Source organism: Castellaniella denitrificans, from assembly GCF_027214045.1.
Classification (GTDB): Bacteria; Pseudomonadota; Gammaproteobacteria; order Burkholderiales; family Burkholderiaceae_B; genus Castellaniella; species Castellaniella denitrificans_A.
The window spans coordinates 1-2,568 of the sequence record NZ_JAPWHE010000022.1 but is presented as its reverse complement, the minus strand read 5'-3'; the positions used below and the strand labels follow the sequence as shown (position 1 = coordinate 2,568).

Genomic DNA, 2,568 nt, shown 5'->3' with positions numbered 1-2,568 from the left:
GTAAGCGGTGCATCTCCCCCATTATTCCCAGGCGGCGAGATTCATGGCTAAATCTTGGTCATGAGTATTCCACGGCAACAGCGCCTCGATTTCGTCCACTGTTTGGGCCATCGGCAGGTGTTCCAGCACAAAGCGCAGCCACGCATAGGGCTCGCGCCCGTTGGCCTTGGCCGTTTCCAGCAGCGAATACAGTACCGCGCTGGCGTGTGCACCCGCCGGGGTATCCGCAAAAAGCCACGCTTTTCTGCCAATCACAAACGGCCTGATGGCGTTTTCTGCGGGGTTGTTATCGATGGGCAAATCGCCGCACTCGGTATAGCGGATCAGGCGCGGCCAGACCTTGTGCAGATATCCCAACGCTTCGCCCAGCTTGCTCCTGGGCGTGACCCCCGGCAGGGTTTCATCCAACCATGCACGCAGCTTTTGCAGGATCGGCAGGCTGTGGGTCTGGCGCGCCTCGAAGCGCTGCGCATCGCTCGCTGTTTTCAGCTTGGCCTCGATACGATACAGCCGGGCGAACAGATCCAGCGCGTGGTCTGCGCGGGCACTCTTGCCTTTGGGGCTGACCCGTTTGGCTTCGACGAACTTGCGCCGAGCATGGGCTGCGCACGCCAGGTGCTCCACACCGGGCAGGCGCGCCACCGGCGCGTAGCCTTCGTACCCGTCGGTCATCAGGTAACCCTGCCAGCCTTCGAGCAGGCGTACCGGTATCTGCCCCGAACGGCTCGCCTCGTAATCAAACAACACCACCGTGCGCCCCGGCGGCCCGCCGCGCTGCACCCACATATAACTTTTAGAGGTCGGACTTCGCCCTGGTTCTTTCAACACTTGAACCGTGGTTTCATCCATGTGGATGACGGGCGCATCCAGCAAGGTGTCGCGGGCCAGATTGTGCAGCGGCTGCAAGGCCTGGGCGAGCCTGATCATGGCCCGCGTCATGCTCTGGCGTGGGACGTCCACCTGGTGGCGGGCCATCACCTTCTCGAAGCGCGCCAGAGGCAGGCCGTCGACATACTTCACCACCGCCATCATCGCCAGGAACCCGGCGCTGAAGTTGCTGCGCGGCAGGACCTGCGCCGGTGCCGGCTGCTGTACCGGTGCCTGATCGCCCTTGGGGCAGGCGTAGCGCGGGCGCACCGTGCGGATCGCGCGGATTTGCATCGGCACGATGTCCAGCTGTTCACTCACGTCTTCGCCGATACGCACCATGGGGGTGCCGCAGGCGCATTGGCGTTCTGCTTCGGGGACATCGACCAGGAACTCGACGCGGGGCAGCTCGGGCGGCAAAGCGCGGCGATGACCGCGCTTGGGGCGAGGCGTGTTGTGCGCGGGCGCGCCCTCGTGTGCGTCTTCGAGATCAGCGGCCTGCTCGGCCAAGGCTTCCACTTCGTTAAACAGCTCGCCCTGGTGCGACTCGCTACTGGGGCCGAACACCTGATGCCGGGCCAAGCGCCATTGCTCAAGGATGCGTTGCACCGCCTCGGCGACCCCTGTGGCGACGCCGGCGGCAATCCCTTCTTGCAGTTTCCTCTCGAACTCGGATTGCATCGCCGAACGCAAGGCGTGAAGGTGGGTTTCGTTCTGCGCCTGCAGCGTGGCCCGTAACTCGGCCAGCGTCTTTTCGCGCTCGGCTTTCAATGCCGCCTGGAAGGCTTCAACCGAGGTCGGCACAGCGCCGATTTCGGGGCTGAGCTCAGGGGGGAAGGATGGGGTGGCTGCAGGGCGATCAGACATGCATAATTATACCAGAATTATCACATAACTGACTGATATTTCAGTGTTTTATGAGGATAATTCGCCCATAAATCAAACCCTTCCAACAGCCACTCCAACTCTTTGGGGGTGAGTGTCACGGTCGCTTGCGCGCCTGGCGCGGGCCAGGCAAAGCGCTCTTTCTCCAGCCGCTTCTGCCAAAGGCAAAAGCCGTTGCGATGCCAATACAGAATCTTGATGCGGTTGCGCTGGCGATTCACGAACACGAATAACGTATCGCCGAAGACATCCAGTTCCAGCTCGCTTTGCACCAGCGCGGCCAGCCCGTCGATCTGCTTGCGAAAGTCCACCGGCACGCAGCACAAATAGACCTGCCCAATCGCCACTCCCGGGTGCATCAATGCACCTGCTCAGTCAGCGCCTGACGCACCTGCGCCAGCCACTGCGGGCTGGGCAAGCCGGGCAGCTCCAGACGCAGGCCAGCGCCCAGCACCAGTACATGGCGATCCGCCGCGACAGGGTGATCGACAGCGGCGAGCGGACCCACGCTGACCGGCACAAACTGGCGCGCAACCGGCGCAGCCACCGCCTTGACGGGCACCTGAGCCTTCCGCTCCAGGGCTTTGAGGCGCCGGCGCCAATAATACAGGCTTGAGACCGGCAACCCCTCACGCTGCGCGTAGGCCGTGGCGCCAATGCCCTCGCGCGCTATCGCGTCAAGGTGCATTTCCCACCAGGCCTGCCCTGGTCCTCGACTCGTCGACATCCTCGGTTCTCCTGTTTGCTTGCAGAACCGATACGATGCCCCACAGAGCGGGCGCGAACAATCATGGGAAAAATGGAGCGTTTACGGTG

General features: G+C 62.9%; 3 protein-coding genes. All 3 read right to left on the bottom strand.

Annotation, left to right across the window (positions count from 1 at the left end):
- Positions 1 to 21 precede the first annotated feature (21 nt).
- The 3 genes from tnpC to tnpA all read right to left on the bottom strand — a co-directional run bounded on the left by tnpC (position 22) and on the right by tnpA (position 2,479).
- A complete protein-coding gene (tnpC, locus tag O4H32_RS14865) occupies positions 22 to 1,548 on the bottom strand; it encodes an IS66 family transposase (protein WP_407932669.1) in 1,527 nt (508 codons plus the stop codon).
- A 206-nt stretch (positions 1,549 to 1,754) separates the two neighbouring features.
- The gene (gene tnpB, locus O4H32_RS14860) at positions 1,755 to 2,111 is read right to left on the bottom strand and encodes an IS66 family insertion sequence element accessory protein TnpB (protein ID WP_269360396.1); all 357 of its coding nucleotides are present in this window, start codon (positions 2,109 to 2,111) and stop codon (positions 1,755 to 1,757) included.
- Entirely contained in the window at positions 2,111 to 2,479 is a 369-nt protein-coding gene (gene tnpA / locus O4H32_RS14855; protein ID WP_269360395.1) for an IS66 family insertion sequence element accessory protein TnpA, read from the bottom strand. The genes tnpB and tnpA overlap by 1 nt, the downstream gene beginning before the upstream one ends.
- Between the last annotated feature and the right edge of the window lie 89 nt (positions 2,480 to 2,568).

Coding starts and splice junctions, on each gene's coding strand:
- tnpC (WP_407932669.1), bottom strand. CDS start 1,548: ATGCAATCCGAGTTCGAGAGGAAACTGCAAGAAGGGATTGCCGCCGGC.
- tnpB (WP_269360396.1), bottom strand. CDS start 2,111: ATGCACCCGGGAGTGGCGATTGGGCAGGTCTATTTGTGCTGCGTGCCG.
- tnpA (WP_269360395.1), bottom strand. CDS start 2,479: ATGTCGACGAGTCGAGGACCAGGGCAGGCCTGGTGGGAAATGCACCTT.